A 25,318-nucleotide genomic window follows, 5' to 3' on the forward strand; every position below is an offset into this window, starting at 1 on the left:
GCTCTAACCTCTAATCAGCAAGAAAAATTCTTGCTGATTACCAATTTAATTTAAAAACACTCCCTTGATTTTCTACAGATTCGCAAATAATCTTAATATCATTATCATCACAAACTTTTTTTACCAAAGAAAGCCCTATACCAAATCCTCCTTGATCGGTATTAAATCTTGTATATCTATCAAAAATTTGATTTAAATTTGACTTTGAAATTCCACAACCTGTATCCGCAATACTTAAAAAATTGGCTTTCAAAATTATAGAAATTACTCCACCTTTTTTATTGTATTTAATAGCATTGCTTATAAGATTATCAATCAATTTAGAAATTTGATTTTTAGGGGCAAAAATATTTGCTTGATTTAAATCAAGCTTTAGTGTAATTTTTTTTTGCTCAAAAAATACTTTAAAATATTCCAATCTTTCTTCAAGTAGCATTCTTAAATCAAATTTTTGTTTTTCTGTTTCTAAGGTATTAGGAAAATTATAAAAAACAAGATCAGAATACACTTGAGACAAACTTTTTGCAGCAAGCTTAATCCTTGTAAATTTAGCATTATCTCCTAAATTTTGATGCTCAAGTTGTTCTATACTCATCAAAATAACACTTAATGGAGTATTGAGTTCATGAGTTGAATCTTTAATAAAACGATTTAGTGTGCTGATTTTATCCTCTAAAGGCTTTAGAGCAATTTTTACTAGAATATAAGATATTAAGCCCAATATGCAAAAAGCCATAATAGCAAAACCAAAAACTTTCGTTCTAATCCAAAAAAGATCTTTACCAACATCTTCACCCTGTATTAAAATTTGCAAACCATCGTTAGTATTTACTTCTTCATTGCTAGCATGTCTTAAAAAATAATGATCCGCACTCATAGGAGCAAGGAAAAAAACCTTATTATCACAAATACCTCCACCTTTAAGCTCTATCTTTGCCTTTCTTAAATCAAAATCTATATTACTAAAAACAATCTTTTTAGCATCAAATATAGCAAATTTTAGTGCTGTGCTTTGAGCAATATTTTTTGCACTTATATCTATAGGGGTAAAACGAGAATTTAAGATGCTTATAACAATATTTCTATGATTTTCCCTCAAAGTGGCACCCTTTAAAACAACCAATTCTTCATATAATTTTTGATACCATAATGCAAAAAAAATAGTTAAAAAAATACCTGTAGTTGTTAGATAGATTAATAAAATTTGCCTAATGACTTTTTTAGCCATAGCAATATCCCCTGCCTCTTTGATTTATAATTTTTTCTTTTCCTAAAATTTTACGTAAATTTTTCACATAAGCCCTTAAACTTAGCTCACTAGGCTCTTCATCATAATCCCAGAGTTCTTCAAAAATTCTCTCTGTGCTTAAAAAGTTGTTTTTATTTTTAAGTAATAAAGACAAAAGCTTAATTTCTTTACTCGGTAAAGTCAAGGCTTTATTATTATAGTAAAGAATTTGTGTAGTAAATTCAAATCTAAATCCATCCCCTAAATCTTCAAAATCTTCATTTTTATGTGAAAAAGCTCTTTTAAGCAAAGCTTTAACCCTAATAGATAGCTCAGCAAGTTCAAAAGGTTTTTTTATATAATCATCACAACCTGCATCAAAGCCTTGTTTTAAATCGTTTGTTGTGTTTAAAGAAGTCATGAAAATTGCTGGGGTTTGCTTTCCGCTTTTTCTTAATTCTTTAAGCAATGAAAATCCATCTCCTAAAGGAACTTTTACATCTAAAATCCAAAGATCAAAATATCTTTCATAAGCTATATCTAAAGCTTCTTGCGCATTATTGCATAAAAATACTTCATATCCTTCATCATTTAAAAACTCTTCAATGATCTCACTCAAACTCAAATCATCTTCTAAAAGTAAAATTTTAGCAGCCATAATTTAAATCTTTCTAATTTCAAATCTCTTAAAATATATATCATTGTATCAAAATTCCTATCAATTATTTAATAAAATTTCATTTTTATTTAATTTATTTTTATCTATAATCCTTTTATATAAATAAATTTTTCCTTAAGGAGTTAAAATGCTTCCAAAATGGGATAATAGCTATAGTGTGCACAATGCTAAAATTGACGAGCAACATAAAAAGCTTTTTGAACTTGCTGCAAAAGTTGAAGTTGTATCAGATAGATCTGTAAGTAAAAATGAAGTCAAAGAACTTTTGGCTGAATTTTTTAATTATATGAAAGATCACTTTAATGATGAAGAAAAATACATGCAGCTAATAGGCTATCCAAATTTAGAAGAACATCGAAAAATACATAAAGAAATCATCCAAACCATGATTAATTTAATCAAAGATATCAAATCAACCAATGATCTTAAAGAAAAACTTTATATAGTGGCTAAAAAGTGGCTTTTAGAACACATACTATACGAAGACATGAAAGTTGAAAAATGGAGAAGTTCTTCTTTATCTACAGATGATGGCAGTGATATTAGCTTTGAAGCAGCAGAAGATGAAGATAATGAGCATCCACAATTTTATCTTTATATCTGTAATTGTCCTGGTAAAATTCACGATGTTCCTTATAACATTCATCAAAAAATAGAACTACAAGGTCACAAATTTACCTGCAAAACTTGTAAGCAAATTATAAAATTTTACAAAAAACATTCTTAAGGAGGATAAAATGAAACACAATGTAAAAACTTATTCTTTTAGAATGCCTTTAGAGCTTAAGGAGCGTTTGGATAATTTAAGTAAAAATCTTTCTAAGCCAAAATCAGCTATAATAAAAGAAGCTATAGAAGCTTATCTTAATGAAGTTGAAGATTTTTCTTTTGCTGTTAATGCCCTAGAAGAACTTAAAGATGGGGATTATCAAAAGGCGAGTAAAAAAATAGATAAAATTGTCAAAAATCTTCAAGAAAATTCTAATGATAACGAACTTGGTGATTTTGATTTTGCTATTGAAGCTTTAGAAGAACTTAAAGATGGGGATTATCAAAAGGCGAGTAAAAAAATAGATAAAATTGTCAAAAATCTTAAACAAACAAAATAAAAACTTTATCACAATTTTTTGTGATAAAGACTTATTAATTTTTTATGTTAAAATACATTTACGAATATTAAAATGGAGTTAAAAAGTGGCTCCGGATGTAGGATTCGAACCTACGACCAATCGGTTAACAGCCGACTACTCTACCGCTGAGCTAATCCGGAATATTTAAAAGTAAAATGTAATTATAGTGAAATTAAAAAACTTTGTCAAGGGTTTTTACACAAAAATGCATTTTTTATACAAAAAATTAATTTACTCCTTAACAATAACACTTTTTAAATTTCTAAAATAAAACAAATTTACCCCATCTTCATATAAATAATCAAGCTTCATTCCATGTGTTTCTAAAATAGTATTTACAATATAAAGCCCTAATCCAAAACTTGATTTTTGTTTTGATCCTTGAGTAAAAGCTTGAGTATAATATTCTAAAGTATTGTTAAGCTCAGGACCACGATTTTTAAAACAAATATAATCGTCTATAATATCAATTTGCACAAACCCATCTTCAGAATGTTTAATACCATTATCTATCATATTTTTAATCGCCGTAGTAAAAAGTTTAAAATCCACATTTACAAAAAAACTTTCTTCCATAAAAATACGTATATTGCTATCATCTCGCATTGCAATTTCTTTGGCTTCATCTAAAACATCTAAAATATTGTATTTTTTTCTATTTATAAAAGCAGCCCCTGAAGTAATTTGCTCAATAGCAGCAAATTCATTAATTAAAATTTCAAGTCTAGTAAAAACCCCATTTAAGCGCTCTTTATATTTATTATCTTCTATCATTTCTAAAGTTAAAAGCCCCTTAGTAATAGGAGTTTTGAGTTCATGCATAATATTTCTTAAAAAAAACTGACGAGATTGGTTTAGCTTTCGAATTTGAACAATGGCTTGATAAAAAGCTTCACTTACTTGTGAAATTTCATCCACCCCAGTGCTTACATCTTCTATATCACTAAGCTTTCCTTGGGCAAATTTATCAATTTGTTTTTTAAGTCTTTTGAGTGGTTTTAATTTTTTAAATATATAAATATAAAGTAATACAAGAATACAAATCACAGCTACAGCTATAGCTTTGATAATAAAATACCTATAGGTTTGATAATCTTGATCCTTATAAAGATAAACCTTTCCATCATAAATAATATTTAAATACACCTGTCTATTATAAGAAATAATCTCGATTAAGCCATTATTAACCTCAACTCTAGCTAAAACATCACCTCTAAAAAGAATTTTACGGATCTGCTTTGCTTCTGTTATCTCATCCATTTTATTATAATTTTTTGTCTGCTCTTCAAATTCTTTTTCACTGATAACTCCTGCAAAATTTAAGAGCCTTGCATTAGCTATTAAAGAATATTTTGTATTTAATTCTCTAGTATAATTTTGCTGATCGTATTCTATAAGCCACAAAAAGCCAAGTATAACACTAACCCCAGCAAAAATAAAAATAAAAGTTATAGTATAGAAAATCGAAGATTTGTTCATTGAGTAAGCTTATAACCTATTCCACGTATAGAGTGAATATATTTTGGAGTTTTTGGATCATCTCCCATCTTTTGACGAATTCTGCTGATAATAACGTCTATACTTTTATTGCTAGAATCCTCACTAATAGAAGAACAATTATAAACAAGCTCTTCACGACTTACCACTCCACCCTCTTTTTTAATCAAATAGCTTAAAATATCAAATTCAGCATTAGTTAAAGTAAGCTCTTGTCCTTTCATGGTAATAATATGCTTATATTGATCATAAACAAGATCTTTTACACTTTTTGCTATGGCGCTTTTTGTATTTGAAATACGTCTTAAATGACTTTTAATACGTGCTTGTAATTCTTTTGGATTATAAGGTTTTGGTAGATAATCATCTGCTCCAAGCTCTAAAGCATTAACCTTATCTGTAATATCATGTCTTGCACTTGAAATAATAATAGGTATATCATACTTTTTACGAATCTCTTCACACACTTCAAGCCCATCAAGTCCTGGCAAAGAAAGGTCTAAAATGATAAGCTGATACTCTTTTAATGCGAGCTTAGAAAGACCTATATAAGGCTCATGAGCTATATCAACTTTCATATCAAATTTTTCCAAATATTCAGCTGTAATTTCCGCTAATTCTAAATCGTCTTCTATCATAAGAATATTTGTCATAGTTTTCCTTTATTTTAAACTTAATTTTAATTTTAAACTAAAATTTATAACGAAAGGAAAATCCTTCCGTTATTTTTATTTAAGCACAAGCAAAGTCGCAAAACCATTGCGGTATACCCAAACTTTAGTAAATTCTTTTTTACTAACTTGTTTTAAGGCTTGTTCTAAATCTTTTAAATTTTTAATTTCACTTTGTCCAACACCTATGATAATATCACCCTCTTGGAAACCAGAATTTTTTCCTTTGCTCTTTTCTTTAACACTATCAACCAAAACACCATTAACATCTTTTGGAATTTGCAAACGATCCTTAAGTCTTGGATCTAAATTTCTCAAACTCAAACCATCAATCAAATCGCTTTGTACGCCTTTAGGATTTTCTTTTTCACCTTTAAGAGTAAAACTTGCTTGCTTATTTTCTCCATCTCTTTCGTAACTTAATGAAATTTTTTGACCAATCTCTAAAGTTCCTATATAATTTTTAAGATCAATAGGACTTTTTATAACCTTATCATTAACTTTAGTAACTAAATCTCCACGCTTAAGCCCTGCTTCATCAGCACTTGAACCTTTTTGAACATCAGTAATCAAAGCTCCTTCTTGATTTTTGTAAGCTTTTTTAGTATCACCTTGCAAAGCTGAAATAGTCACACCTAAAAATCCTCTATCAATCTTGCCTTTTTCAATAAGTTTTTTAGCTATATCTTTAACCATATTTGAAGGTATAGCAAAACCTATGCCGTTGTTTCCACCTCCGCGAGAAAGAATAGCTGAATTAATACCTACTAAATATCCACGACTATCCACCAAAGCTCCACCTGAATTTCCCGGATTAATAGAAGCATCTGTTTGTATAAAATTTTCATATTGATTTAAACCTATATTGTCTTTATTTAAAGCAGATATTATCCCACTTGTAACACTAAAACCGACTCCAAAAGGATTTCCAAGTGCAAAAACAACATCTCCTTCCATTAAATCATCAGAATTTGTGAAAGTAATAGCTGAAAGATTATTAGCCTCTATTTTTATAACAGCCAAATCTGTTTTTGGATCTTTACCTATAAGTTTTGCTTTATATTCTGTATCACTTCCTGGTAAATTTACTGTAATCGTATCAGCATCATCTACAACGTGATTATTTGTTACTATATAACCATCTTTTGAAATAATCACCCCTGATCCCAAAGAACTCACCACTTCTTTATCATTTTTTCCTTTTCTTTGAGGAAAATCAAAATCAAAAAATTGTTTAAAATAAGGATCATTAAAAAAATCATCCAAAGGGCTTGGACGATTCGCTCTTGTAATAGTTTTTGAGGTAGAAATATTAACCACTGATTTTTTTGCATCTTTAATAGAATCATGATAAGAAAGCACTGCATTTCCAGCAGCAGGGTTTACACGATTAGCCGTTGTAGTTGATTCGTTAAAATTAATACTTGCAGCAAATAAAGCACTCGCTAAACTTAATGATAAAAAAATCTTTTTCATTTCATTTCCTTTTATTCTTAAAGATAAATTATCTCGTAAAATATTTTACTGTCTTCATAGTATAAAACCGAAAATTTACAAAATTGTAAATAAAACCTTGAGTGATAAAAATTTATAAAACTTGATTGACTTAGGCTAAAGTTTATGTTATAATTTAATCCTTTATATAATCAAGTAAAAATTTTTAAGGAAATATAACATGAATAGTTTATACGAAACTCTTGGAGTTAGCAAAAACGCTAGTGCAGATGAAATAAAAAAAGCTTACCGTCGCCTAGCTAGAAAATACCATCCTGATATCAACAAAGAAAAAGGTGCAGAAGAAAAATTTAAAGAAATTAATGCTGCTTATGAAATTTTAAGTGATGAAAAAAAACGAGCTCAGTATGACCAATACGGCGATTCTATGTTTGGTGGACAAAGTTTTCATGATTTTTCAAGAAATACTGGTGGGGTAAATTTAGACGATATTTTAAAAGATCTCTTTGGAGGAGGCTTTGGTGGACGCTCAAGAGGGGGTTTTAACGGCTTTTCTTCAAAAGGCTTTAGCAGTGGTTTTGGAGGATTTGGAGGTTTTGAAGAAGAAAATTTAGACAGCAATCTAGAGCTTCACATTCCTTTTGAAAAAGCTGTTAAAGGCGGGGAACATAGTTTTAATTTTCAAGGCGAAACCATTAAATTTAAAATTCCACACGGTATAAAAGAAGGCGAGAAACTAAGAATTCGCTCTAAAGGAAAACAAAGCAGAAATGGAGCTAGAGGCGATTTAATCATTATTGTAAAAATAGAAGAAAGTCCTATTTACACAAGAGAAGATGATGATTTATATCAAAAGGTTGATATTTCTTTAAAAACTGCACTTTTTGGTGGAAAAATAAATATAAAAACACTCAAAGAAGGCAAGGAAGAAGCGACAATTAACATAACACCTAATTCAAAAAATAACCAAAAAATTCGTTTAAAAGGTTATGGGGTGCAAAATAGAAAAAGTGATATTTATGGGGATATGTATTTGATTTTAAATGTTGTTTTGCCAAATTTAGATGCTCTTGATGAAAAATTTATAGAACTCTTAAAAGAAAAATTACCTTAAAGAAAGGAATAAAATATGGAACACCATTATGATGAACCTGTATATTTAATCAGTGTTGTGGCTAAAGTTTTAAGCATACATCCACAAACCTTAAGGCAATACGAAAGAGAAGGGTTAATAGAGCCAAGTAGAACCGATGGAAAAATAAGACTTTATTCTCAAAGAGATATTGACCGTATTAAACTTATATTGCGTTTAACAAGAGACATGGGAATCAATCTTGCTGGGGTAGATGTTATCTTAAAATTGAAAAACCAACTTCACGAATTTGAAAATTTAATTGATGAACTACGCTTAGAATTAAGTAAACAACAAGATAAAGAAGCGACTAGTAAAGCCGTTGTTAAGCATAAAAATAGCTTTGATTTGATTTTTTATGAGAAAAAATAAAAAATAATGGATAATTTTTTAGAAATTTTTTTAATCACCGTTGCTATAGCTATAGTTTTAAATGTCATATTTAAAAAATTTGAAATTCCAACTATCATTGGATATATAGCTGCTGGAGAAATCATTTCTGAAATTTATCATTTAAGTGGCAAAGGCGAAATCACCCATATAGCCGAATTTGGTATAGTGTTTTTAATGTTTACCATAGGGCTTGAATTTTCTTTTAAGCATTTAATGGCAATGAAACAAGAAGTTTTTTTAAACGGCTCTTTGCAGATGCTTACTTGTGGCTTTGTTTTTATGCTACTTGCTATAGGAATTTTAGGACTTGGAGATAAAAGCGCTACCATAGTAGGCTTTGCACTAGCACTTTCTTCAACCGCAGTGGTGCTTAAAATTTTAAATGATAATGGCGATATAAATGAGCAATATGGCAGAAAAGCATTGGGAATTTTGCTTTTTCAAGATATAGCCGTTATTCCTTTGCTTTTGCTTGTAGATATTTTTTCATCCAACAATCAAAACATAGAAAAACTCCTTTTTACCACTTTAATTTCAGCACTTATTTTAATCACTTTATTATTTTTCATAGGTAAATATCTAGTGGATAGAATTTTTAGACTCATTATCCACACTTCTTCTCAAGAAATTTTTATTAGTACTGTTTTATTTATGGTTATTGGAGCAAGTTTTTTAGCAAATTATTTTGGATTTTCTTATTCTTTGGGTGCTTTTATAGCAGGTGCTTTGATAGCAGAAACAAAATATAAACACAAAATAGAAGCGGACTTGATCCCATTTAGAGATTTGCTTTTAGGGCTTTTTTTCATAACTGTAGGCATGCAAATTCAACTTGATGTAGTGGCACAAAATTGGTTTTTAATCATAGTTTTAACCTTTCTTGTAATGGCTTTAAAATTTGGCATAGTTTTTGGCTTTTTGTTTCTTTACACCAAAAAAAGAGTAGCGCTTAAAACAGCTTTTGCCATAGCGCAAATTGGCGAATTTGCCCTAGCAATTTTTTCTCTTTTACAAGCAAAAAATATGCTTGATATCAAAACTTCACAAATTTTAATTGTTGTTTCTATTTTAACCATGATTATCACGCCTTTTATTTTAAACAATATAAGAAAAATTACCAATGTTGTAGAAGATATAGCACTTAATACCAACGCTGTGCAAAATATTGACAGCAATATCAAGCTTAAAAATCATCTTGTTGTTTTTGGCTATGGACGCTTAGGACAAGAAGTCGTACAAAAAATCAAAAACTCAGGCGTACCTTATCTTGTTTTAGAAAGTGATTTAAATTTAGTAGAACTTGGAGTTAGTCGAGGTGAAAATGTCGTTTTTGCCAATGCTGCTCAAGAAGAAACCTTAAAAATTGCCAATATAGAAGAATGTGCAGTAGCTATTATCACAGTTACAAATGAAGCTAAACTTGAAATTTTATGTCAAGTGCTAGCTAATTATCCAAAACCTATAGATACTATCATTCATGTAAATGGAACTTTGAAAAAGATGCTTTTTTCTAGCATAGATGAAAATATACGCATCATTCGCTCTGAAAAAGTAATCGCTAGAAATTTAGTTCAAGAAGCACTAGAATGCCGCATTCATAAAAATACCTAAGGAAGAATTTTGACAAAAAACGAAGAAAAAGCCTTACGCGTAAAATACCTAAGAAATCTTGAAAAATTTTTCAATGGCGCTATATCTGCACTTAAAAAAGAAGATTTTGATAAAACTAAATTTGAAGAAAGAATGTTAAAAAATGCTAAATTTTTTGAAAAAAATCCCGCGGTAAATCTTAACTCAACCTACGCAAAAAATCTTGAATTTTTTGTCAATTCCTGTTTAGATTTTTCCAAAGAAAAAAGCGAACTTTTAAATCTTGCCAATGCTTTAGATAAGCAAAAAAAACAAGGTGAGAAAAAAGAAAAACATAAAAATTATTTAAAGGATTATGAATGATTAATATATTTTTTGATATGGATGGAACTTTAATCGATAGTGCAAATGCCATTTCTTGTGCAGTTAATGAAATAAGGCAGGATTTAAACCTAGCCCCACTTTCAAGAGAAATCATTATGCAAACCATCAATACTCCCAATATTGACTGGGCAAAAGAACTTTATAATATAGAAAATTTCCATCATTCTAGTTTTAAAGAAGGCTATGAAAAATATTTTGTCAAACACTATGAACAAAGCGTGGTGCTTTTTGAAGGAGTGAAGGAACTTTTAGAATTTTTAAAAAGCAAAAATTGTTTTTTAGCTATTGCCACTAACGCCCCTCAAAGCTCACTTTCAAGCATACTTAAAAAACACGATATCATTCCTTATTTTGATAAAATTTTAGGTATAAGTTTAGGCATAGAACCCAAACCTCATCCTATGATGCTAGAGCTTTTAAAAAGCGAAGCTCCATATAAAACAAGCGTTTTTATAGGGGATAGTCAAAAAGATAAAGAATGTGCTAAAAATGCCAATTTGCCTTATTTTCATGCCAAATGGTATCAAAAAGATTTAAAAGAAAATGAATTTAGCAACGCTAGTGAACTTAAAGGCTTTTTGCAAAAGTATTTATAAGTTTTTTAATGAAATTTTAGTTAAAATTAGAAACAAATTTTAAAAAGAGTAAATTATGAGTGAATTATTAATAGAAATTGGCACAGAAGAATTACCTGCTATTCCCTTGTTAAAAGAATTAGCTAATATAGAAAAAAAATGGAAAAATGTTTTAGAAGAATATCGCTTGGTAAGTGATTTTAAATTTTATTATACTCCGCGTCGTTTAGTTTTTTTTCATGAAAATTTTGCAGACAAACAAGAAGATAGTTTTGCTGAATTTATAGGAGCACCTAAAAATGTTGCTTATAAAGATGGAGTTTTAACTCCTGCGGGACAAAGCTTCCTGCAAAAAGCAGGGATAAGTGAAAATGAACTCGCTTTTAAAGAAATCAAAGGTAAGGAAGTTTTATATCATCAAAAAGCTATCAAAGGTTTACAAAGTCAAGAAATTTTAGGAGAAATGGTAGAAAAATTTCTAAAAAGTCTTAGTTTTGGCAAAAGTATGCGTTGGGGTGCAAATTCTTTTGAATTCATTCGTGCGATCCGTTCTATAGCTTGCATTTTAAATGATGAACTTGTTGATTTTCAAAGTTATGGGGTAAAAAGTGCTAAAAAAACTTTCATTCACAGAAGTGTAAGTTATGATTTGAAAGATTTTAACAATGCAAAAGAATATTTTGAACTACTAGAAAAAAACTATATCATCCTTGATCCAATCAAAAGAAAAGAAAAAATACTTGAACAATTTAAACTCATAGAAAGTCAAAAAAATATACAAATTGGAGAAGATGAGGAGCTTTTAGCCGAAGTAGTTGCTATCACAGAATATCCTAATGCACTTTTAGGAAGCTTTGAAGAAGAATTTTTAGAAATTCCTAGCGAAGTCATCATCACTTCAATGAGAGAAAATCAACGCTATTTTGCGGTTTTTAACGACAAAGGCTTAAGTAATCATTTTATAGTAGTAAGCAATGCAGTATGTAAGGATTATTCAAAAATCATATATGGAAATGAAAGAGTTTTGCGTGCAAGACTTAGCGATGCAATGTTTTTTTATCAAAATGATTTACAAAATGGTTTGCAACCTGAAAAACTTGCCAAAATGACTTATCTTGAAGGTTTAGGCACAATGCAAGATAAAAGTTTAAGAGAGATTAAAATTGCTGAAATTTTATGTCAAATGCTTCATAATGATAAAATCGAAAATATCAGCACAGCACTAAAATACGCCAAAGCAGACTTAGCCACACAAATGGTTTATGAATTTACTGATTTGCAAGGCATTATGGGGAGTTATTATGCGCAAAAAATGGGCTTAGATTATGAAATTTGCTTAGCCATCAAAGAACAATATCTTCCTAATTCTGAACAAGCTCCACTTCCAAGCACAGAATTTTCAAGCATAGTAGCCCTTGCAAACAAGCTTGATACCCTTATAGGACTTTTTAGTATAGGAAAAATTCCAAGCGGAACAAAGGATCCTTATGCCTTAAGAAGAGCAGTCAATGGGATCATTAAAATCGCTCTAAATTTAAATAAAGAATTTGATATCCAAATTTTATTAGAAAAACTTTCAAGTCATTATAAAAGCTTTGATATGCAAATTTTAAAAGATTTTATTTTTGAAAGACTTTATACTTTTTATACGGTCAATGCTTCTTTTGTAAAAGCGGTTTTAAGCTCACAAAATACAGATCTTATTCATATCAATCAAAGCGTAAATGCTCTTATAAAACTTAGCAAAAAAGATAATTTTAATGAAAATTTTGCAACCTTTAAAAGACTAGCCAATATCGCCACTAAAAATCCTCATAAAGTTGATGAAAGTCTTTTTACTCAAGAAGCAGAAAGCAAACTTTACAAAGCTTTTCAAGAAAAAACTAAAGCCAACTCTTTACAAGAAAAACTTGAAAATCTTTTTGCACTCAAGCCTTTTATCGACGAGTTTTTTAATCAAGTAATGATTAATGCTGAAGATGAAAAACTTAAAAATAATCGCCAAGCTTTGGTTTATGAAATTTATGCGGAGTTTTTAAAAATCGCCGATCTTAAAGAGTTAAGCCTATGAAAGCCTTATGGCTTTTTTTAAGCCTTACTCTTTGGCTTTTTGGAGCTCAAAATTTAGAACTCATCAAAGGTCAAGCTTTATTTTTGGAGCTAAATAAGAAAGATTTTTTATCTTTAAAAAATAATGATAAAAATATTCTCACCTTTGCACATCCTAAAAATCAAGAAAAAATTCTAGCTATTTTTTCCTTACCTTACAAAAATCCCCCGAAAAATACAAAACTTATCGCATTTTATAAAAATAAAAAAGAAGAAATTTTCATAAAAACTTTAGAAGGTAATTATAAAAGTGAAAAATTGCAAGTTGAAAACAAAAAGATTTTTCCGCCAAAAACCGTACAAGAACGCATCGCTAAAGAATTAAAAGAAGCCAATGCGATTTATAGCTCTTATACTCCAAAAGCTTTATTTAACGGTGCTTTTAATATACCTTTAAAATCTTTTATCACAAGTGATTTTGGCAAAGCAAGAACTTTTAATGAAAAAGTAGCAAGTTATCACAGTGGAACAGACTTTAGAGCTGCCACAGGAACACCTATTTATGCAGCCAATTCAGGCATAGTAAAAATTGCAAAAGATCGTTATTTTGCAGGAAATTCAGTAGTCATTGATCATGGTTTTGGAATTTATTCACAATACTATCATCTTTCTAAAATCGATGTTAAAGTAGGACAAAAGATAAAAAAAGGTGAGCTTATAGGACTTAGCGGGGCTACAGGTAGGGTAAGTGGACCGCATTTGCATTTTGGAATTTTAGCTGGAGGCAAACAAGTCGATCCTTTGGATTTTGTCTCCAAATTTAATGCTATTTTTCAATGAAATTTAGTGACTTTTTCCATGCTTGGCTCCATAAGAGCTATTATAAAAATGCTGTAAGTATAGGAAAAAACGGAGATTTTTTTACTGCTGTGAGCGTAGGAAATCTTTTTGGCACACTTTTAGCCAAGCATTTTTTAAATTTAATAGATAAAAAAATTTTACAACCCCCTTTAGAACTTGTAGAAATAGGCGCTAATGAAGGCTATTTAAGTCGTGATTTTTTAGCCGCTTTGCTTGAATTAAGACCTGAAATTTTTTCTCAAATTTCTTTTTTCATCATAGAACCGCATGAAAAATTAAAAAATTTACAGAAAAAGACCTTAGAAGGAGTGGAATTTACTCACAAAAATAGCCTTAAAGAATGCCATTTTAAGAACGCTTTTTTCTTTTGCAATGAACTTTTTGATAGTTTTACTTGTGAACTTATAGATCATGATAAAATGGCATTTGTAGAAAATTTTAAACTTATTTTTAAAAATATGGATGAAAATTTAATCACAAAATGCAAAACTTTAAATCTTACAAAAGGCGAACTCAGCTTAGAACTTGAAAATTTTTTTAAAGATTTGGATCAAGCTTGCGAGAGGTTTATATTTGCAGGATTTGACTATGGAACTTTTAATGTGCAAAATTTTAGTTTAAGAATTTATCAAAAGCACGAAGTTTTTAACCCCTTTGAAGCACCTTTGAAAGATTTTTTTGGCAAAAGCGATCTAACCTATAATGTCAATTTTGCTCATCTTCAAAAACTCATCAAAGAATATGATTTTAAACCTTTAGCTTTTAAAAAACAAAGTCTTGCTTTAATGGATTTTGGTTTTGAAGATTTATTAGAATACACAAAAAATAAAAACATTAAAACTTACGAAAGTTTTTTATCTCAAGCTAAAATTTTATTTTTTAATTTTGATGAAAAATTTCATTTTTTCGAATTTCAAAAAAACTAAAATTTTATATTTTTCATACTTGCTAAACAAACTCCCTCCCTTAAACCCTCATCAATGACTAGAAGTTTATGTTTATCAAACAAAGCATAAAACAGCAAACAACCTGCACTCAAATAATTTTTTCTCATCATGCCTACTTCTTTTATAGCCTTTTTTTCTTCCATATGAAAAAGTTTAATAGCATAATTTAAAAAATCCTTATGGCAAAGTTTTTTACCATTTACTCTAGTTGTTTCATACTTTTCATAGCTTATATTTTGTTTTAATGCGCTAAGCGTAGTAGGAACTCCGGAATTTAAAACCACCGCTTTAGCCCCTAAAGAACGAAGCTCCTTTTTAATCATAGCCACCTCATCAAAAGCCATAAAAGCTAAATGCTTTAAATAGGGATTTGCAATTAAAAAATGAATTTTAAGTTTTTTATCTTTAATATTGATGATAAATTTAGGATATTTTTTTATCAATTTTTTATAAGAAATACAAGATTTATAATAAGAATGGCAATTTTTTTCATAAAAACTAATAATACCAAAATCAAAACTTTTAAAACTTTTTCTAAAAGAAAGCTCACAAGAAGCCCCTCCTAAATCACAATACGCAAACTCTCCCCAAATTTTAAGCCTTCTTAAACCTGATTGCATGCCTAAAACACTGATCTTAGCTTCACTTTTAGCATCTATAAGCTTAAAATCAATCCCAAATTCTTCTTTTAAATGGGCAAAAATTTCATTTGTATTGCTTGCTTTCCTAAAAGCTGCAGTCGCCACAGCTCTTGCTTTGCTTAAATCTTGTTCTTTAGCTAAAATACTCAAAGCATTTTTTAATCTTTGTATGGCTTCTTTAGAAATTTCTCCACTTTGATTTAGATTTTTCGCTGCCCCAATAACAAATTCATATTCTTTTAATTTATTTAATTTTTCATCCATTTGCACTGCTCTTAAAGTATTCGAACCAAGATCTATACCTAACATGACTTTCCTTGTTTGATTTTATAGTATAATAGCAAAAAAGTTCTAAAGGAAAAATATGCTTTTAGGTGTAAATATCGATCATATCGCAGTGTTAAGACAAGCTAGAATGGTAAATGATCCTGATCTTTTAGAGGCTGCTTTTATAGCAGCTAAACACGGAGATCAAATCACTTTGCATGTAAGAGAAGATCGCCGTCATGCTCAGGATTTTGACTTGGAAAATATCATAAAATTTTGCAAAAGCCCTATCAATTTAGAATGTGCTTTAAATGATGAAATTTTAAATTTAGCTCTTAAACTCAAACCCCACCGCGTTACTTTAGTACCTGAAAAAAGAGAAGAGCTTACTACAGAAGGGGGACTTTGTTTAAATCATGCTAAATTAAAACAAAGCATAGAAAAACTTCAAAGTGCAAACATTGAAGTTTCACTTTTTATCAATCCTAGTTTAGAAGATATAGAAAAATCAAAAATTTTAAAAGCCCAATTCATAGAACTTCATACAGGACATTATGCGAATTTACACAACGCACTTTTTAGCAATATCTCTCATACTGCTTTTGCCTTAAAAGAACTCAATCAAGATAAAAAAACCCTGCAAGCTCAATTTGAAAAAGAATTGCAAAATTTAACACTCTGTGCTAAAAAAGGCACAGAATTTGGTTTAAAAGTAGCCGCAGGACATGGTTTAAATTACAAAAATGTAAAACCTATAACAAAAATTAAAGAAATTTGTGAGCTAAATATAGGACAAAGCATTGTAGCAAGATCTGTATTTACAGGACTTCAAAACGCTATTTTAGAAATGAAAGAACTTATTAAAAGATGAAAAAACTAGCCATTAGCATAGGCGATATAAACGGCATAGGACTTGAAATTTTAGTGCGTTCTCATGAAGAACTAAGCAAAATCTGCACACCTTTTTATTTTATCCACGAAAGCTTGCTTAATAAAGCTTTAAAACTTTTAAATTTAAAACCTTTTAATGTAAAAATCGTAGCTTTTAAAGATAAAAAAGACTATGAGTTTAAATTTCTTAAAAAGCAAAATTCTCTTGAAATTTACTCTTTTTGCCTTCCTTTAGGCTTTAAAGTGGATGAAAATTTTGAAATCCAAGCCGGAGAAATAGATGCAAAAAGTGGACTTTATGGTTTTTTAAGCTTTAAGGCGGCAAGTTATTTTGTCTATGAAAAACACGCCCATGCCTTGCTTACTCTACCTATACACAAAAAAGCTTGGGAAGACGCAGGACTTAAATACAAAGGACATACCGATGCTTTAAGGGATTTTTTTAAAAAAAATGCCATTATGATGCTAGGTTGTAAAGAGCTGTTTGTAGGACTTTTTAGCGAACATGTACCTTTAGCTAAGGTGAGTAAAAAAATCACTTTTAAAAATTTAAGCATCTTTTTAAAAGATTTTTACAAAGAAACGCATTTTAAAAAAATAGGGCTTTTAGGTTTTAATCCTCACGCTGGAGATTATGGAGTCATAGGCGGAGAAGAAGAAAAAATCATGGAAAAATCTATAACTTTTGTTAATGCCTTTTTACGCTCTAAAAAAGATGAAAAATTTTTCAAAAAAGCTTTAAAAGATGAAAATTTACAAAAAGAATTGCTTTTAAGTTTTAAAGACAAGGGTGTTTATCTACCCTATCCTTTAGTAGCTGATACGGCTTTTACTAAGGCTGGTTTAAAAAACTGCAATCGCTTGGTAGCTATGTATCACGATCTTGCCCTTGCTCCTTTAAAGGCCTTGTATTTTGATAAAAGCATCAATGTGAGTTTAAATTTACCTATCATACGCGTCAGCGTTGATCATGGTACGGCCTTTGATAAGGCCTATAAAAATGCTAAAATCAACACTAAAAGTTATTTTGAAGCGGCTAAATTCGCAATTAATTTAAATCCTAAGGCTTAATTTAGCCCTAGAATCAATCAAATCTTCTTTAGCTAAGCTGTCTATAAAATCTTGCAAATCTTTATTGGTATTTAAACTTTGAGCGAGTAAATTTTCATATTTATCAACTTTATTTTTAAAAATTTGCTTAAAAATTCTTTGATCTTTGTATCTTTATTTGCTCTTTGCATAAGCTTCTTGCATGCAATCACTTGCATTGAGTAAAGGTAAAATAGGATTTTCCCCTGCTTTTGTATTTTGCATATTTTTTATACAAATTTTTCTTTCTTTGACCATCTTTTTTGAAATGGCTTTAAAATATTTTTTCATCTTTTTATCTGCTTTTTTGAAATATTTTGATATAAACTGCTATAGAATTATCTGCTAAAGCAAGTTTGTTATTCTCAAATTCATTACATATACCAATTTCATATCATAAGCTCATCATCACTTTTGCCATCATCTTTGATTTTAGAGCAATCAAAACTAGGTTTTACTTCATCTTTATAAATAAGCTCATCAAAACTCAAAGCCCCTAAACTCATCAAACTTAAACCAAGCAATAAAATAATTTTTTTCATTATTTACATTTAAAAATTTTTATTTTATTATAATGCGTTTTTATTTTTATAAGGAAATTAAAATGCAAAATTACAAAAAAGCTCTTTTTGCACTAGCTCTTAGTGCTTTTTGTATGGGTGTAACCGAATTTGTTATGGCAGGAGTTTTGGTTGATGTTGAAGCGTATTTTAGCGTAGATGCAAAAACTGCGGGCTATCTTACAACCTTATATGCTATAGGTGTTGTTATAGGTGCTCCTCTTATTACTATACCTTTAAGTCGTTTTCACAGACATACACAACTTTTAATCAATCTTGGAATTTTTGCTTTAGCAAATTTCATTATCTTTTTTAGCCAAAATTTCTATCTTACAGCGTTTGCGCGTTTTGTAGCAGGAACACAACATGGAGTATTTTTTGTCATTGCTACCTTAGCTGTAAGCGCTATAACCCCAGATGATAAAAAATCAAGCGCTCTAGCTATAATGGTCACAGGACTTACTGTAGCCTTGGTTACTGGAGTGCCACTTGGAACTTTCATAGGGCATTATTTTGGCTTTAAATTTATCTTTTTACTTATTTTTATCATTACAAGCCTAGCATTTTTTGGAGTATGGCATATGATGCCCAAAAATTTACATCCTAGTCCAACAAGTCTTAAAAATCTAATCCCTGCTTTTTCGCATCAAAATTTGTTAAAAACTTATACTATAACCATTTGTAGCTGTGGGGCTCAATTTGTTCTTTATACTTATTTGCAAAAATTACTCGTAGAAATAAGCAGTTTTAAAGTCCAAGATACAGCTTATATCTTACTTTTATATGGAATTTGTGCAATTTGTGGGAATTTATGGGGCGGAAAAATAGTAGATAAAAAAGGTGCTATTTTTTCCCTGCGTCTTATTTTAAGCATACAAGTTCTAGTATTTTTAAGCGTATTTCTCACCATGCATTCTAAAATTTTAATCATTTTTAGCGTAGCTTTGATAGGATTTTTTGCCTTTTCCACTATACCTGCGCTAAAAATGCTTAGCATTGCTAAAGCTAAACGCCATACTTATAAAGTCATAGACAGCACAGTAAGTGTAAATGAAGCAGCTTTTAATGTAGGCATAGCTTTAGCAAGTTTTTTAGGTGGGATTGTTTTAGCAGGATTGGGCATAGAATTTAATGCTTTATTTTCGGCACTTTTTGTAAGCCCTGCTTTGATTTTTGCCTTACTTTTTGCCAAAGATAAATTAAATTATAAAAAATTTCAAAGAAAAAGTTTAAAAAAGATATAAATTGGAATAGAAATTGCTTGTTTGTTTAATGTAAAGTTAAATAAAGGAGGAGAAAATGGTAGTAGATAATACTCAAAAAACATCAAATGCTATTTTTAGCACCACAACAAAGGTTAAAGAGAAAAATACTTCAGCAGATGAATTTCAAGCCACATTAAATGAAGTAAAAAACAAAGAAGAAAAGGAAGAAGAAAAAACAAGTTCAAGCAAATTTACCAACGAAGACATTGATCTTGGTGCTGTTAGAGAAGATTTTAGATCTTATGCTTGGCAAAAAATGAGAGAAGATCAATACAAAAAAAATGAGGAGACTTTGCTAAATAAGCTTTTTGCTACAATTGACGCAGGAAATGCCACAAACAATACAAAGGCTTAATATACAAATCAATCAAAACTCAAATTACATAAACGAGAATTCCAATAATTCTCGTAAATTTTCTAATAACTCCAGATAAAATGAAAAAATTTATTATTTCCTTTATATGAAGCAAATATAGAAAAATTGACCAATTTAATTTATCAATTTCTGTTATAATTTTGCCAAAAACAAAGGAAAATAATGATTTTTATTGATGCTTGCTTTAAAAAACCTACACCCTATACCCCTATTTGGATGATGCGTCAAGCAGGAAGATATTTGCCAGAATATATGGAAGTAAGAAAACAAGCGGGCGATTTTCTCTCTTTGTGTAAAGACTATAAAAAAGCTTCTGAAGTTTCTTTACAGCCTATTGATATTTTAGATGTAGATGCAGCAATCATTTTTTCAGATATCTTAGTTGTTCCTCTCGAAATGGGCATGAATTTACGCTTTGAAAAAGGAGAAGGGCCTATTTTTGATAATCCTATTTCAACCCTAGAAGACTTAGAAAAACTTGACGATCAAAATGCGCATAAAAAATTAAATTATGTCTATGATGCCTTAAAGCTTACTAGAGAAAAATTATCTCAAAACAAGGCTTTAATAGGATTTTGCGGAAGCCCTTGGACTATAGCTACCTATATGATAGAAGGAGGCGGAAGTAAAAATTATGCAAAGTGTAAAAAAATGCTCTATCAAAACCCAGAACTTTTACATAAAATTCTAAACAAACTAACTCAAGTTTTAAAACTTTATTTAGAAGAGCAAATTAAAGCAGGTGCCAATGCTGTACAAATTTTTGATAGCTGGGCAAGTGCTTTAGAATACGATAAGTTTTTTGAATTCTCTTTTAATTATATGCTTGAAATTTCAAATTTTATTAAAAGCAAATACTCAAATATACCTGTAATTTTATTCCCTAAAGGCATTAGCGGTTATTTGGATAGAATCGATGGTAATTTTGATGTTTTTGGGGTTGATTGGAGCACTCCGCTTGATTTAGCACGTGATAAACTATCACACAAATACACTCTTCAAGGCAACATGGAGCCTTGCAGACTTTATGATAAAAATGCCATCAAAGAAGGAGTGGAAAAAATACTAAAAACCATGCAAAATAAAGCTCATATTTTCAACTTAGGACATGGGATCTTACCTGATATTCCTGTTGAAAATGCAAAATATTTTATCAAGCTTGTACAAGAAAGTTCAGCTAAATGAAAATACTCTTTGGTCCTGTTAGCTCAAGGCGTTTTGGAAGATCTTTGGGTATAGATTTAAGCCCTAACAAAAAACAATGCAATTTTGATTGTGTTTATTGCGAGCTTGATCCAAAAAAAGCCCAAGAAAAACAGGATGAAATTATCAGCATAGACAAAATTATCTCCGAAGTTAAAGCCATGCTTGAAAAAAATGTTGAATTTGATTTTCTTACCCTTACTGCCAACGGAGAGCCTAGTCTTTATCCTTATTTAAATGAGCTTATTTTATCTTTACGCAGCATTGCTAAAGATAAAAAGTTGCTTATTTTAAGCAATGGTACAGCTGTATTAGATGAAGACAAATTTAATGCTTTGCTAAAACTAGATGTGGTCAAATTTAGCCTAGATAGTGCAGTTGCTAAAACTTTTTATCGTATTGATAGAGCTTTAAAAAACATTGACTTAGAAAAAATGATAGAAAAAATGGCAGATTTTAGAGCTAGGTTTAATGGAGATTTGATTATGGAAATTCTAGTTGTTAAAGATCTTAATGACAACGAAGAAGAATTTAAAGCGCTCAATCAAGCTTTAAAAAAAATCATGCCTTTAAGAGTTGATCTAAGCACCATAGATAGACCTCCTGCTTATGCTGTTAAAAAAGTAAGCGAAGAAAAACTTTTAAAACTTTCTAAACTTATAGATTCTACTCCCGTACTCTTAGCCAAAAGGCACTATGAAGGTGAAAAACTAAGCTTCAATAAAGAAGAATTATTAAAAATGCTTCATTTACGCTCACAAAGCGAAATAGACATAGAAGCGAAATTTGATGAACAATCTAAAACTCTCTTAAATCAACTTATCAAAGAAAAAAAGGTAAAAATTCTCGATTTAGCTGGAGTTAAATTTTATAAAGTTTAGGCCTTTGGCAAATACTTCCTAAGTAAAGTTATAAGATCATTTCTACTTACATCACTTAAAACTTCACTCACACAATCAAAATCCCTAACTTTTTCCTTTGAAAAAAATATGATATGGCTTTGTGGATGCTGTTTTTTATAAGCACTTAGCAAATTTCTCATTTGCTCAAGATCAAATTTAATTAATTCATAATCAAGCAAAATCAAACGATAAGTCTCCTTGCTTAATTCTTGTTTTAATTGACTAAAAGAATTTATACATATATTTTTATCGCATTGTTTTTCTATTATATTAAAAAATAAGGTTGCATCAAAATCACTTTGTTTAAAAAGCAATACATTATTTTGATAAGGGGTTTTAAATTTTAAAGTGCAAACCTTATCAAGCTTATTTTGCAAAATATTTTCAAGATCTTTTTTTTCAAAAGGTAAAGTTAAAAAATACTCATAATGTATATTTTTATGCCGACCTATCACTATAAAATCATAGTTTTTCTTTACATTTTCATTTAAAATTTTATCCTTGATAAAAATCAAATGAAAGTCATTAACATCAAAACTTAAATTTTTAAAACAAGTACTTTCTATACCAAAATACGAAAGTAAATTTGCAAGTAAAAAATTTTCAAGCTCATCATTATTAACTATAGCCACACTTGCTTCAAACTGCAAAACCTTTCCATGAGATGTCCCTATAATGCTTTTATGATGCTCTAAAGCCTCATTTAATTCTAATCTAATTTGATCTTTTTGAGAATTTAAGGCATTTAAAATCAAAGAATTAATTTCTTTATTATATCCTTCATTTAAGCAACGCATTGCATTGGATATATTTCCAAGCTGATACAAATTTTCTTCTAATAAATGCAAATATCTGTCTTTTTCATGGGATATTTTAGTTAAATTTTGTCCCGTAGTTTCAAATTTTTCCTTTAACAAATCAAGTGCACTATCAACATCAATCTTTTTTTGAAAATTTAAAAAATCATTTTGCATACAAAAAATTTTTTGATATATTTTGTTTATATTTCTATTTTGTCTAAAAGCAAAAATAAAAAGTGTTAAAGATAAAACAAAAATGCTAGAAAACATACCTATTTTCAGTTGTTCAGTAACACTATCAAGCTTTAAGATATCAATACTTAAATACGCTAAAATTAGATTAAAAATAAAAATTATCCCCGCTAATATCAAATCAATTTTCCTTTATCTTTTGCGCCGCTTTCTTGCCCACAAGCATTGCAAGATCTTTAAAATCAGCCTTATATATAGATTCAAAATTTCCATAATACGCTAAAAGTTTTTGTATAACCCCTGAACTAAGTCCTAAATTTACAAGATTGGAACTTTTCAAGTCCTGTTTTTTCTTAGTATTTTGATGAAAGCTGATAGCAAAACGGTGTGCTTCATCTCTTAATTTCTGTAAGAATTGTAGTTTTTTATCGTTAATACTTAAGCTAAATTCTCTTTTTAAGGAATGAATTTTATCCTTAGCACCTCCTTTAGCCCTATGTGCTTTTGCATCGATTTTTTCTTTTGAAATAGCTAAAATATCGACATTAGCTCCGCTACTTACAATGATTTCTTTAGCCAAATCAAGCAAAGCCTTTCCTCCATCTATAAGCCATAAATCAGGAGGGGGTATTTTATCAAAGTCCAAAGCCCTACGCGTTAAGACTTCACGCATTTGTTCGTAGTCATTTTTATGTTTTAAATGAAATTTTCGATATTTTGACTTATCCCAAGAATTTATTCTATAAGTTACCATAGCTCCAACATTTGCCACACCTTGTAAATGAGAATTATCAAAAATTTCTATATCATTTGGTAAATTTTCAAGTTCAAAATAAGACTTTAATTCTTTTTGCATAGTAAAATCATGATTTTTTTGCTCTTTTTCTATATTTAAAAGGGCATTTTGAAAAGCCAAATCACAAATTCTTCTTTTTTCTCCTATTTTAGGGATTTTAATACTGATTTTTTTATCAAACCTTTGGCTTAAAATTTCTTCTAAAAGCACTCTATCTTCAAATTCTTCATAAACATAAATAACATTTGTAAGCAAAGGAATATCCATGCTAAAATTTTCTAAAATCAATTGCTTATAAATTTCATTTTTATCCCATTGTATATCATTTTTTATAGGAGTAATCTTAGAATTTGCACTGATAATTTTTCCATTTTGCACCACAAAACGCAAGGTTGAAAGCATAGAATTTTTAAAAGCTAAAGCAAATACTTCAAAATCTTCTAATTTTGCAATATCTATTTCAACCTTAACTTCCAAATCTTTAATCGTTGTAATCTGATCCCTTACTTTAGCTGCTTCTTCGTAATTTTCATTTTGCGCTAAAACAAGCATTTGTTTTTCTAAATTTTTTATTAAAATACTAGGATTTAAAAGTGCGTGCATAGCCTCATCTAAAATTTCAAGGTATTTTTCCCTGCTGATGCGTTTATCGCAAGGCGCGAGACAACGAGAAATTTGATAAAAAATACAAGGGGATTTACAACTTGCTTTTTGCTTTAAAGGATAGTATAAATAAAGCGCATCTAAAAGCTCTCTAGCGCCTTTAAAAAAAGGGCCAAAATATTTGATTTTGCTTTTTTTTACCAATTTTCTAGTAATCTCAAAGCGTGGAAATTCTTCTTCAAAATTCACATAAATATAAGGATAAGTTTTATCATCTCTTAGTAAAATATTATATTTTGGATGCAGTTGTTTGATAAAAGAATTTTCTAAAATCAAAGCATCAGCCTCTGAATTAGTAGTGATAAATTCCAAATGCACTGTTTCTTCAATCATTTTTTGAATTCTTAAAGAATTTCTTGGATTTGCATGTAAATTTGGAGTAAAAGCAAAATAAGATTTGATACGATTTTTAAGATTTTTAGCCTTACCTACATATAAAAGTTTTCCTTCTTGATTGAAGTATTGATAAACTCCAGCACTATTGGGAAGAGTTTTTAGCTCATTTTCTAAATTCTCTTTAGTCAAGATTAGAACCTTTTTTTATAAGTTCTCTTAAATCTTCAAATTTCTTAAATAATTTTTCATCTTTAAAGCAATTTTTAAATTCACCCTTAGAAAGCTCCAAATAAGAATTTTTAGAGAGTTTTTCATCATTTTTGTTTTTATTTACTGCATAAGTGTATTTTTGGGAAAAGATTTTTATATCTTTTATATCAACAAATCCACTTAAAGGATATTTTTCTCCATATGCTTTTATGAGAAATTTAATATAAATTTTGCTATCATCATGATTTAATTCTTGATAAGCTGCTGGATGTAAGGTTATTATATTTAAAATATGATTTTTTACATAAATTTTAGCAATCAAACGTTGCTTAGCAAGCGGAAAAGAACTTAAAAAATCTTTGCAAAAAAATAAGGTTTTTAAAGGCTTATAATGAGGTTTATCCATCAATTCATTAATAACAGCACTAGCATTTTTAGTCATCTTAATATTATTTCTTTTTCTCATAAGATGATTTTAGCATTTCTTTTCTTAATTTTCTTCTGTGCTTGCGGATATAAAGGCAACCCTCAATACA

Annotated in this window: 24 protein-coding genes, 1 tRNA gene and 2 pseudogenes; 16 read left to right on the top strand and 11 right to left on the bottom strand. The window is 29.4% G+C overall.

Going from position 1 to position 25,318, the window contains the following annotated elements; genetic code table 11:
• Positions 1 to 37: 37 nt before the first annotated feature.
• Complete coding sequence (gene dccS, locus AJ881_RS06730; protein WP_070248815.1) at positions 38 to 1,228, bottom strand: two-component system sensor histidine kinase DccS; 1,191 nt, start codon at positions 1,226 to 1,228, stop codon at positions 38 to 40.
• On the bottom strand, positions 1,221 to 1,886 hold the full coding sequence (gene dccR, locus AJ881_RS06735) for a two-component system response regulator DccR (RefSeq protein ID WP_044779059.1): 666 nt from the start codon (positions 1,884 to 1,886) through the stop codon (positions 1,221 to 1,223). The genes dccS and dccR overlap by 8 nt, the downstream gene beginning before the upstream one ends.
• A 148-nt stretch (positions 1,887 to 2,034) precedes the next feature.
• Between dccR and AJ881_RS06740 the strand changes: the two genes are divergently transcribed.
• Together AJ881_RS06740 and AJ881_RS09590 are read left to right on the top strand one after the other, a co-directional pair.
• A complete protein-coding gene (locus tag AJ881_RS06740) occupies positions 2,035 to 2,634 on the top strand; it encodes a bacteriohemerythrin (protein ID WP_002861919.1) in 600 nt (199 codons plus the stop codon).
• A 10-nt stretch (positions 2,635 to 2,644) separates the two neighbouring features.
• Positions 2,645 to 2,884 (top strand): annotated as a pseudogene (locus AJ881_RS09590) (ribbon-helix-helix domain-containing protein); the annotation flags it as partial.
• Between the two features lie 218 nt (positions 2,885 to 3,102).
• On the opposite strand, the gene AJ881_RS06750 reads toward AJ881_RS09590, so the two are convergent.
• From AJ881_RS06750 to htrA, 4 genes are all read right to left on the bottom strand, one after another.
• Positions 3,103 to 3,177: transfer RNA gene (locus AJ881_RS06750), tRNA-Asn, on the bottom strand.
• 91 nt (positions 3,178 to 3,268) lie between these two features.
• Entirely contained in the window at positions 3,269 to 4,516 is a 1,248-nt protein-coding gene (locus AJ881_RS06755; protein ID WP_004305599.1) for an ArsS family sensor histidine kinase, read from the bottom strand.
• Complete coding sequence (locus AJ881_RS06760) at positions 4,513 to 5,187, bottom strand: response regulator transcription factor (RefSeq protein WP_070283110.1); 675 nt, start codon at positions 5,185 to 5,187, stop codon at positions 4,513 to 4,515. The genes AJ881_RS06755 and AJ881_RS06760 overlap by 4 nt, the downstream gene beginning before the upstream one ends.
• Positions 5,188 to 5,262: 75 nt before the next feature.
• Positions 5,263 to 6,681: a serine protease HtrA gene (gene htrA, locus AJ881_RS06765; protein ID WP_004305601.1), complete on the bottom strand. Its 1,419-nt coding sequence runs from the start codon at positions 6,679 to 6,681 to the stop codon at positions 5,263 to 5,265.
• A 199-nt stretch (positions 6,682 to 6,880) separates the two neighbouring features.
• Here htrA and AJ881_RS06770 point away from each other — a divergent pair, with 199 nt between their 5' ends.
• Genes AJ881_RS06770 through AJ881_RS06805 form a run of 8 tightly spaced genes read left to right on the top strand, consistent with a single transcriptional unit; the run spans position 6,881 to position 14,570 of the window.
• The gene (locus AJ881_RS06770; protein ID WP_002870990.1) at positions 6,881 to 7,774 is read left to right on the top strand and encodes a DnaJ family protein; all 894 of its coding nucleotides are present in this window, start codon (positions 6,881 to 6,883) and stop codon (positions 7,772 to 7,774) included.
• Positions 7,775 to 7,789: 15 nt separating this feature from the next.
• On the top strand, positions 7,790 to 8,164 hold the full coding sequence (gene hspR, locus AJ881_RS06775) for a heat shock transcriptional regulator HspR (protein ID WP_044780097.1): 375 nt from the start codon (positions 7,790 to 7,792) through the stop codon (positions 8,162 to 8,164).
• A 6-nt stretch (positions 8,165 to 8,170) separates the two neighbouring features.
• Positions 8,171 to 9,796, top strand: a complete 1,626-nt coding sequence (locus tag AJ881_RS06780; RefSeq protein WP_070283109.1) for a cation:proton antiporter — start codon at positions 8,171 to 8,173, stop codon at positions 9,794 to 9,796.
• A 9-nt stretch (positions 9,797 to 9,805) separates the two neighbouring features.
• Positions 9,806 to 10,138 (top strand): hypothetical protein, encoded by a 333-nt coding sequence (locus tag AJ881_RS06785; RefSeq protein ID WP_044306143.1) that lies wholly within the window; start codon positions 9,806 to 9,808, stop codon positions 10,136 to 10,138.
• A complete protein-coding gene (locus AJ881_RS06790; protein ID WP_070283108.1) occupies positions 10,135 to 10,755 on the top strand; it encodes an HAD family hydrolase in 621 nt (206 codons plus the stop codon). Before AJ881_RS06785 ends, AJ881_RS06790 begins: the two co-directional genes overlap by 4 nt.
• Positions 10,756 to 10,810: 55 nt before the next feature.
• Complete coding sequence (gene glyS / locus AJ881_RS06795) at positions 10,811 to 12,805, top strand: glycine--tRNA ligase subunit beta (RefSeq protein WP_070283107.1); 1,995 nt, start codon at positions 10,811 to 10,813, stop codon at positions 12,803 to 12,805.
• Positions 12,802 to 13,623: a M23 family metallopeptidase gene (locus AJ881_RS06800; RefSeq protein WP_070283106.1), complete on the top strand. Its 822-nt coding sequence runs from the start codon at positions 12,802 to 12,804 to the stop codon at positions 13,621 to 13,623. The genes glyS and AJ881_RS06800 overlap by 4 nt, the downstream gene beginning before the upstream one ends.
• Positions 13,620 to 14,570, top strand: coding sequence for an SAM-dependent methyltransferase (locus tag AJ881_RS06805; protein WP_070283105.1), 951 nt, complete (start codon positions 13,620 to 13,622; stop codon positions 14,568 to 14,570). The genes AJ881_RS06800 and AJ881_RS06805 overlap by 4 nt, the downstream gene beginning before the upstream one ends.
• Here the strand turns inward: AJ881_RS06805 and AJ881_RS06810 are convergent.
• On the bottom strand, positions 14,567 to 15,541 hold the full coding sequence (locus tag AJ881_RS06810) for an exopolyphosphatase (RefSeq protein WP_070283104.1): 975 nt from the start codon (positions 15,539 to 15,541) through the stop codon (positions 14,567 to 14,569). The genes AJ881_RS06805 and AJ881_RS06810 overlap by 4 nt on opposite strands.
• A 55-nt stretch (positions 15,542 to 15,596) precedes the next feature.
• Here AJ881_RS06810 and AJ881_RS06815 point away from each other — a divergent pair, with 55 nt between their 5' ends.
• Positions 15,597 to 16,370: a pyridoxine 5'-phosphate synthase gene (locus tag AJ881_RS06815; RefSeq protein WP_044780105.1), complete on the top strand. Its 774-nt coding sequence runs from the start codon at positions 15,597 to 15,599 to the stop codon at positions 16,368 to 16,370.
• On the top strand, positions 16,367 to 17,461 hold the full coding sequence (gene pdxA / locus AJ881_RS06820) for a 4-hydroxythreonine-4-phosphate dehydrogenase (RefSeq protein ID WP_070283103.1): 1,095 nt from the start codon (positions 16,367 to 16,369) through the stop codon (positions 17,459 to 17,461). The genes AJ881_RS06815 and pdxA overlap by 4 nt, the downstream gene beginning before the upstream one ends.
• Here the strand turns inward: pdxA and AJ881_RS06825 are convergent.
• Positions 17,444 to 18,021, bottom strand: a pseudogene (locus AJ881_RS06825) (hypothetical protein). The gene pdxA and the pseudogene AJ881_RS06825 overlap by 18 nt on opposite strands.
• A gap of 62 nt (positions 18,022 to 18,083) precedes the next feature.
• Here AJ881_RS06825 and AJ881_RS06830 point away from each other — a divergent pair.
• From AJ881_RS06830 to AJ881_RS06845, 4 genes are all read left to right on the top strand, one after another.
• Positions 18,084 to 19,283 (top strand): MFS transporter, encoded by a 1,200-nt coding sequence (locus AJ881_RS06830; protein WP_002861936.1) that lies wholly within the window; start codon positions 18,084 to 18,086, stop codon positions 19,281 to 19,283.
• A gap of 55 nt (positions 19,284 to 19,338) precedes the next feature.
• Positions 19,339 to 19,659 carry an invasion antigen CiaC gene (gene ciaC / locus AJ881_RS06835; RefSeq protein ID WP_002866237.1) on the top strand — a complete coding sequence of 107 codons (321 nt, stop codon included), beginning with the start codon at positions 19,339 to 19,341 and terminating at the stop codon, positions 19,657 to 19,659.
• 183 nt (positions 19,660 to 19,842) lie between these two features.
• Entirely contained in the window at positions 19,843 to 20,865 is a 1,023-nt protein-coding gene (gene hemE / locus AJ881_RS06840) for a uroporphyrinogen decarboxylase (protein ID WP_070283102.1), read from the top strand.
• A complete protein-coding gene (locus AJ881_RS06845; protein WP_070283101.1) occupies positions 20,862 to 21,764 on the top strand; it encodes a radical SAM protein in 903 nt (300 codons plus the stop codon). Before hemE ends, AJ881_RS06845 begins: the two co-directional genes overlap by 4 nt.
• On the opposite strand, the gene AJ881_RS06850 is transcribed toward AJ881_RS06845, so the two are convergent.
• Genes AJ881_RS06850 through AJ881_RS06860 form a run of 3 tightly spaced genes read right to left on the bottom strand, consistent with a single transcriptional unit; the run spans position 21,761 to position 25,248 of the window.
• The gene (locus tag AJ881_RS06850) at positions 21,761 to 22,957 is read right to left on the bottom strand and encodes a hypothetical protein (protein ID WP_070283100.1); all 1,197 of its coding nucleotides are present in this window, start codon (positions 22,955 to 22,957) and stop codon (positions 21,761 to 21,763) included. The two genes, AJ881_RS06845 and AJ881_RS06850, sit on opposite strands and share 4 nt — an antisense overlap.
• 1 nt (position 22,958) lies before the next feature.
• Complete coding sequence (uvrC, locus tag AJ881_RS06855) at positions 22,959 to 24,761, bottom strand: excinuclease ABC subunit UvrC (RefSeq protein WP_070283099.1); 1,803 nt, start codon at positions 24,759 to 24,761, stop codon at positions 22,959 to 22,961.
• Positions 24,754 to 25,248 (bottom strand): hypothetical protein, encoded by a 495-nt coding sequence (locus AJ881_RS06860; protein ID WP_070283098.1) that lies wholly within the window; start codon positions 25,246 to 25,248, stop codon positions 24,754 to 24,756. The genes uvrC and AJ881_RS06860 overlap by 8 nt, the downstream gene beginning before the upstream one ends.
• Positions 25,249 to 25,318 lie beyond the last annotated feature (70 nt).

This window comes from Campylobacter sp. BCW_6460, from assembly GCF_001762705.1.
In the GTDB taxonomy this organism is placed as follows: domain Bacteria; phylum Campylobacterota; class Campylobacteria; order Campylobacterales; family Campylobacteraceae; genus Campylobacter_D; species Campylobacter_D jejuni.

Bases quoted from the DNA above. Each gene is read 5' to 3' on its own strand.
- AJ881_RS06755 (WP_004305599.1), bottom strand. From the start codon at position 4,516: ATGAACAAATCTTCGATTTTCTATACTATAACTTTTATTTTTATTTTT.
- AJ881_RS06760 (WP_070283110.1), bottom strand. From the start codon at position 5,187: ATGACAAATATTCTTATGATAGAAGACGATTTAGAATTAGCGGAAATT.
- AJ881_RS06800 (WP_070283106.1), top strand. From the start codon at position 12,802: ATGAAAGCCTTATGGCTTTTTTTAAGCCTTACTCTTTGGCTTTTTGGA.
- AJ881_RS06770 (WP_002870990.1), top strand. From the start codon at position 6,881: ATGAATAGTTTATACGAAACTCTTGGAGTTAGCAAAAACGCTAGTGCA.
- AJ881_RS06740 (WP_002861919.1), top strand. From the start codon at position 2,035: ATGCTTCCAAAATGGGATAATAGCTATAGTGTGCACAATGCTAAAATT.
- hspR (WP_044780097.1), top strand. From the start codon at position 7,790: ATGGAACACCATTATGATGAACCTGTATATTTAATCAGTGTTGTGGCT.
- AJ881_RS06805 (WP_070283105.1), top strand. From the start codon at position 13,620: ATGAAATTTAGTGACTTTTTCCATGCTTGGCTCCATAAGAGCTATTAT.
- AJ881_RS06860 (WP_070283098.1), bottom strand. From the start codon at position 25,248: ATGAGAAAAAGAAATAATATTAAGATGACTAAAAATGCTAGTGCTGTT.
- pdxA (WP_070283103.1), top strand. From the start codon at position 16,367: ATGAAAAAACTAGCCATTAGCATAGGCGATATAAACGGCATAGGACTT.
- hemE (WP_070283102.1), top strand. From the start codon at position 19,843: ATGATTTTTATTGATGCTTGCTTTAAAAAACCTACACCCTATACCCCT.
- glyS (WP_070283107.1), top strand. From the start codon at position 10,811: ATGAGTGAATTATTAATAGAAATTGGCACAGAAGAATTACCTGCTATT.
- AJ881_RS06780 (WP_070283109.1), top strand. From the start codon at position 8,171: ATGGATAATTTTTTAGAAATTTTTTTAATCACCGTTGCTATAGCTATA.
- htrA (WP_004305601.1), bottom strand. From the start codon at position 6,681: ATGAAAAAGATTTTTTTATCATTAAGTTTAGCGAGTGCTTTATTTGCT.
- dccS (WP_070248815.1), bottom strand. From the start codon at position 1,228: ATGGCTAAAAAAGTCATTAGGCAAATTTTATTAATCTATCTAACAACT.
- dccR (WP_044779059.1), bottom strand. From the start codon at position 1,886: ATGGCTGCTAAAATTTTACTTTTAGAAGATGATTTGAGTTTGAGTGAG.
- AJ881_RS06790 (WP_070283108.1), top strand. From the start codon at position 10,135: ATGATTAATATATTTTTTGATATGGATGGAACTTTAATCGATAGTGCA.
- AJ881_RS06830 (WP_002861936.1), top strand. From the start codon at position 18,084: ATGCAAAATTACAAAAAAGCTCTTTTTGCACTAGCTCTTAGTGCTTTT.
- AJ881_RS06845 (WP_070283101.1), top strand. From the start codon at position 20,862: ATGAAAATACTCTTTGGTCCTGTTAGCTCAAGGCGTTTTGGAAGATCT.
- ciaC (WP_002866237.1), top strand. From the start codon at position 19,339: ATGGTAGTAGATAATACTCAAAAAACATCAAATGCTATTTTTAGCACC.
- AJ881_RS06810 (WP_070283104.1), bottom strand. From the start codon at position 15,541: ATGTTAGGTATAGATCTTGGTTCGAATACTTTAAGAGCAGTGCAAATG.
- AJ881_RS06815 (WP_044780105.1), top strand. From the start codon at position 15,597: ATGCTTTTAGGTGTAAATATCGATCATATCGCAGTGTTAAGACAAGCT.